Source organism: Candidatus Methylomirabilota bacterium, assembly GCA_035315345.1.
In the GTDB taxonomy this organism is placed as follows: domain Bacteria; phylum Methylomirabilota; class Methylomirabilia; order Rokubacteriales; family CSP1-6; genus CAMLFJ01.
The window spans coordinates 1-5,498 of sequence record DATFYA010000222.1; the positions used below are offsets into that span (position 1 = coordinate 1).

Here is a 5,498-nt window from a genome sequence, read left to right on the forward strand (position 1 = left end):
ATGGCGGTGGTCACCGCGTGGACCGAGTCCGAGGTCCTCTGGCTCTTCCTGCTGTGCGGGATGGTCACCATGATGGCCCAGGCGCCGCCGGCCTGGCTCAAGCGCCCCGCCTCTGCCTGCTTCATGGTGGTGGCCACCCCCGACCTGCTGCTGCAGATCCTGGGGTTCTTCGCCAAGGCGGGCGCATTCGTCTTCGGCAGCGGGTTGGCTATCGTGCCGTTCCTGCACGCGGGCGTCGTGCAAGAGTACGGCTGGTTGAACGACAAGCAGTTCCTCGACGCGGTAGCGGTGGCCATGCTCACGCCCGGGCCCATTGTGATCACGGTCGCCTTCATCGGCTACCTGGTGGCGGCCTTTCCCGGCGCGGTGGCGGCCGCGATCGGGGTGTTCCTCCCGGTGTACCTGTTCGTGGTCATTCCGTTCCCGTGGTTCGACCGCATCAGCGAGAACGCCCGCGTCAAGGGCTTCGTGGCGGGTGTCACCGCGGCGGCGTCGGGAACGATCGCCGGGGCCTGCCTCGTGTTGGCCCGGCGCGCGATCGTGGACGTGCCCACGCTGTTGATCGGGGCCGCGGCCCTCTTGGTGGCGTGGCGGTTCAAGGTGCCGGAGCCGGTGCTCATTGCCGCGGGAGCGCTGGCCGGCCTCATCATCTTCGGGGTGCGATAGGAGAACTGACATGAAATGGATCACACGAGAGCGCGCCCGGGTCGATCGGATCGCCTGTCCCTGGCTGATTACGCGCTTCATCGATCCGAAGCCGGAGCTGCTGTTCGTCCCGGCGAAAGAGGTACGGCCGGTGGCGGAGCGCGAACGCGCAATTCCGTACGACATCCCCGACGTGGAGCTGGGGCACCGGGGTCCCCGGTGTTCGTTCGACGCCTTCCTCGAACGCTACGAGCTGACCGATCCCGCCCTTGCCGCTCTCGCCGCGATCGTCCGCGGAGCCGACACCGATGACCGCGCTCTGACGCCGGAATCGGCAGGGCTGTATGCCGCGGCAACCGGGTTCCAGGCGGCGAGCCGCGACGACTTCGACAACATGAGCCGACAGTTCCCACTGTACGACGCGCTCTACGAATACTCCCGGCTGCAGACTGCGAGCGTCCCGCCTGAGTCGCGGGTGGTGTTCGTGTGCTTGCACGGGGCGGCCAAGAGCGTGATCGCCGCGGCCCATTTCCGTCGGCTGGCGGGCGCGCGGGGCCTCCAGATCGGCGCGGTGGCGGCCGGCACGGAGCCCGATGTGGAGCTCGCGCCCGGCGCGGTCAAGGGCCTGGCCGCCGAGGGTCTGAGCGCGGCGCCGACACGGCCGCGCCCGGTCACGCTCTACGACCTCCGCAGTGCGACGCGCGTCGTGAGCTTCGGCTGCGATGTCGCCGTGGATGGTAGCCGGCGGGCGGAGCAGTGGGATGTCCCGCCAGTGAGTGACGGCTACGGTTTGGCTCGCGACCAGATCGTCGCGAAGGTGGAGCGGCTGGTGAGCGAGCTGGCCGCCGGAGGCTGAGATGCCCCTCCGGGCGCTCGGATTCATCGATTTGCCGCCCCACGTCGGTGCGGGCGGATTCGACCACGCGGGGGTGCACGAGCAGACCGGCCACGTCTATGTGGCTCACACCGCCAACGACGCGCTCGACGTGCTGGACGTCGAGGCGCAGCGCTACCTCGGCTCGATCCACGGGCTGAAAGCGGTGGCGGGCGCCCTGGTCGCGGCGCCGGACCTGGTCTTCACTTCGAACCGGGGCGAGAACACGGTGGGCATCATCCGTGTCGGTCAAACCGGCCCGGCCGACAAGGTTTCGGTGGGCGTACGACCGAACGGTTTGGCCCACGACCAGGGCCGGAACCGTCTGCTGGCGGCGCACGTGGGAGATCCGGCGATCCCGGGCTCCTGTACGGTCTCCATCATCGACGTGGCGGCCCGTATCCGCGTGGCCGACCTGCCCGTAGCCGGTCGGACGCGCTGGACCGTATACGATCCGGTGTCCGACGTTTTCCACGTCAACATCGCGGACCCGCCGCAGATCGTCGCGGTTCGAGCGGGCGACCCACCTGGGATCGAACGGGTGGCGACCATGCCCGAGGCGGGACCGCACGGACTGGATATCGATGTCCAACGGCGCAGGCTGTTCTGTGCCTGCGACGCGGGTGTGCTCCTTGAGGTGGACGCCGACACGGGCAAGGTGCTCGCCGGCGAGCCGATTGCGGGCGTTCCGGACGTGGTGTTCTTCAACTCGGGGCTTCAGAGACTCTACGTCGCGATCGGGGACCCCGGGCTGATCGAGGTCTTCGACACGTCGCCCCTACGCCGCCACGAGAGAGTCCCTACCGAAGGCGGCGCCCATACGCTGTCGTTCGATGCCAGGCGGCAGGTCGTCTCTGCGTTCCTGCCCGGGAGCCATCGCGCTGCCGTCTACCGGGATCATCGATAGCTCGTAGCCATGGAAGCTCGATGAGCCAACGGCCCGGGTCGGATTGCGTCCTGGCCCGGGCAACATGGGCGTTCGGGCGGGTGACTGCCCGGTCACCTCGCGCGCATGAAGGTCCTTCTGCCCCCGCGCCTCTGAAAAGTATCTGACATTCCTGTCAGAGGAGAGCGAGGCGCTAGCGCTCCCCCATGGGATCGTCGGCGCCCCCGGAGCGAGGGCCGGTGCCGGCCTCGTGCGGCGCGACGCACACGATCCGGAAGGTGCTACCCTTGCCTTCCTCGCTCTCGAGCTCGATACGCCCGCCGTGCAACTCGACGGCCCAGCGGGCGATACAAAGCCCGAGTCCCGCCCCGCCGGCATTGCGAGTCCGTGCTGGGTCGACGCGATAGAAGCGCCGGAAGATAGCCTCTCGATGCTCCGGCGCAATTCCCGGGCCGTTGTCAACGACCTCGATGGTCGGTATCCCGGTTCGCTGCCCGACGAGCACGCGGATATGTCCCCCCTCGGGACTGTACTTGATTGCGTTGTCGAGGAGATTGAGGAGAGCTTGGCGAAGGATGAGTCGGTCCGCGACGACCTCGATCCGCCCAGGCGCTTCGATCGACAGCACCTGTCGCTTCTCTTCGGCCAGTACTTCGAGTTGGGCCGTGATCTCATCCGTCAATGCTCGGACGTCGATTCGCTCCAAACGCAGACTGATGGCATCGGCGTCGGCGCGACTCAGAACAAGAAGAGTATCCACGAGTCGCGTCAGCCGATCGGCCTCCTCCAGCATGCTGCCGATGATCTCCCGGTAGGCGTGATCGTCACGATGCCCACGCAACCCAACCTCGCCGACACTCCTGATGGCAGTGAGCGGGGTGCGCAGCTCGTGAGACGCATCGGCGGTGAAGCGCCGCAGCTCCGCGAACGACCGCTCGAGCCGCGCCAACGTGTCGTTGAAGACGATCGCCAGCTGGCCGAGCTCGCCTTCGGGGTCGTCCACGGGCAGGCGCCGTCCGAGGTGATCTGCGGTGATGGTCCGCGCACGTTCGGCCATGTCACGAACCGGTCTCAGTGCACGTCGAGCGAGAGCGAAGCCACCGAAGGCGGCCAGCCCGAGGGCCAACGGAAACCCGAGACCGAGCACCAGGAGGAGCTCGCGGAGATCGTGCCATAGTGGCTCCTCCGACCTGACAACGCGAAGGACGACCGCCAAGTCGCCGATGGTGTAGGGCGCAACCAGCGCCCGGACACGCCCGACTCCCGGCAAGTACTCGGACTGTGGCCGGGCGTCTCTTGCTGAACTCGCCACTGCGAGAGGCGCCCCGACATCGACATCGCGACCTGGGCTTCGGTACAGGAGCCGGCCCGTCGAGCTCCAGACGTCGACCCACCCTCCGCTATCGGCGGCCTCGCCCTCTTCATGCCCGGCATCGAGGCGCCAGCGGACGCCGTCTGGTCCGTCGCGCGCGAGCATCTGCTCGGCAATCTCGAAGTCATCGTGAAGTTGCCGGTCCAGAGCGCTCGACAGGCTATGCCACAAGAAGACGAAGACCCCGCCGGCATACAGTCCCAGCACGATCGCCAACGCCCCCGCGTACCACAGCGTCAAGCGCACGCGCAGGCTGCGTGGACGCCATCGCCACATCATGGGTCTCCGTAGCGCAGCGTGAAGCCGACACCCCGCACAGTATGGATCAGCTTTGTTCGGAACTCCCGATCCACCTTCTTGCGGAGTCTGGCGACATGGACATCGACGACATTGTCGATCGGTGTGGCACGTGACGTTTCTTTCCAGACATCGCGGGCCAGCATCTCGCGCGAGACGAGCTGGTTCTGGTGCCGCAACAGGTACTCGAGCAGCTCGAACTCGCGCGCAGTGAGATCGAGGACCTGCCCCCCGCGCATCACCGCGTGTGTCACCAAATCCATCTCCAGGTCCCGGGCTTTCAGTCGAAGCACCTGGTCGGTCCGTCCGCGGCGCAGCAACGCCCGGATCCGAGCGAGCAGCTCGGCGAATGCGAAGGGTTTGACCATGTAGTCGTCGGCGCCGCTGTCGAGGCCGACTACCCGATCCTCCACGGCGTCCTTGGCGGTCAAGATCAAGACCGGGGTCTGCAAGTCCCGGCGCCGGCACGCCTCGAGGATCTCGAGGCCGGCCCGGCCGGGCAGCATCAGGTCGAGGAGGACGAGGTCGAACGTCTCGGTATTGGCGAGGAAGAAGCCGTCTTCGCCGTTGCGCGCCACGACCACCTGATAACGCTCGCTCTCGAGGCCCTCCTTGAGGGCTCGGGCGACTTTGACTTCATCCTCGATGACCAGGATCCTCACCGGGGTCCTCCGCACCGCCAATCTACGATCCCCGCTGCCGCCGTTCCACTGAGATCTCTCTGACAACAAGTTCAGGAACTCTTCAGTGGCGATGATGCCATCACGACGGTAGCGTGGAACCCGACGGCGGCGGGCGGTGAACGGTTGCCGTGGAGGGGCGGCGGGACGTCACGACGGTTCTCGATCTTCTGGTCGGAAACATCGAGAGGAGGGCACACGATGCCAAGGAAGAGCCCGGCGACAGTAATATTGTTTAGCGTGTGGCTGCTCGCGGCGTCGATCGGCGCGGCACAGCCTCACGACGACAAGGAGCGCACGGAGCTGGCCACGGCGCTGAAGGACGCCAGGATCTCGCTCGAGCAAGGCGTCAGCGCCGGCGCCCGGGAGGGCAAGCCCATCTCCGCGAAGTACGAAGTCGACGACGGCAAGCTCCAGTTATCGGTCTACACGATGAAAGGCACGCTCTTCTCCGAGGTGATCGTCGATCACAAGGTTGGGAAGGTCTCCAAGGCCGAGCCGATCACCAAGGAAGATGACCTGAAGGCCGCCAAGACGCAGAGCGAGGCCATGGCGAAGGCGAAGCGGTCATTGCGGGCCGCGGCCGCCGGGGCCGTGAAGGAGAACAAGGGATATCGGGTCGTGAGCGTCATGCCAGAGCTTCGGAATGATCACCCGGTCGCCGAGGTCACGCTCGTGAAGGGCACGGAGTGGAAGACCGTATCTGAGAAGCTCGATTGAACGAACGAGGGAGAGGTCCAATGA

6 protein-coding genes and 1 pseudogene are annotated in these 5,498 nt (G+C 66.6%); 5 read left to right on the forward strand and 2 right to left on the reverse strand.

Going from position 1 to position 5,498, the window contains the following annotated elements; genetic code table 11:
- The 4 genes and pseudogenes from chrA to VKN16_28275 form a co-directional block, all read left to right on the forward strand.
- Positions 1-666 (forward strand): chromate efflux transporter (chrA, locus tag VKN16_28260; protein ID HME98118.1); only part of this gene is annotated, 666 nt, incomplete at its 5' end.
- A gap of 10 nt (positions 667-676) precedes the next feature.
- Positions 677-1,114: pseudogene (locus VKN16_28265) on the forward strand (chromate resistance protein ChrB domain-containing protein).
- 15 nt (positions 1,115-1,129) lie between these two features.
- Positions 1,130-1,501, forward strand: coding sequence for a hypothetical protein (locus tag VKN16_28270; GenBank protein HME98119.1), 372 nt, complete (start codon positions 1,130-1,132; stop codon positions 1,499-1,501).
- 1 nt (position 1,502) lies between these two features.
- On the forward strand, positions 1,503-2,426 hold the full coding sequence (locus tag VKN16_28275) for a hypothetical protein (protein ID HME98120.1): 924 nt from the start codon (positions 1,503-1,505) through the stop codon (positions 2,424-2,426).
- A 172-nt stretch (positions 2,427-2,598) separates the two neighbouring features.
- On the opposite strand, the gene VKN16_28280 is transcribed toward VKN16_28275, so the two are convergent.
- Together VKN16_28280 and VKN16_28285 are read right to left on the reverse strand one after the other, a co-directional pair.
- Complete coding sequence (locus VKN16_28280) at positions 2,599-3,984, reverse strand: ATP-binding protein (protein HME98121.1); 1,386 nt, start codon at positions 3,982-3,984, stop codon at positions 2,599-2,601.
- A 68-nt stretch (positions 3,985-4,052) separates the two neighbouring features.
- Positions 4,053-4,736, reverse strand: a complete 684-nt coding sequence (locus VKN16_28285) for a response regulator transcription factor (protein HME98122.1) — start codon at positions 4,734-4,736, stop codon at positions 4,053-4,055.
- A 258-nt stretch (positions 4,737-4,994) separates the two neighbouring features.
- Here VKN16_28285 and VKN16_28290 point away from each other — a divergent pair, with 258 nt between their 5' ends.
- Positions 4,995-5,474, forward strand: a complete 480-nt coding sequence (locus VKN16_28290; protein ID HME98123.1) for a hypothetical protein — start codon at positions 4,995-4,997, stop codon at positions 5,472-5,474.
- Positions 5,475-5,498: the final 24 nt, after the last annotated feature.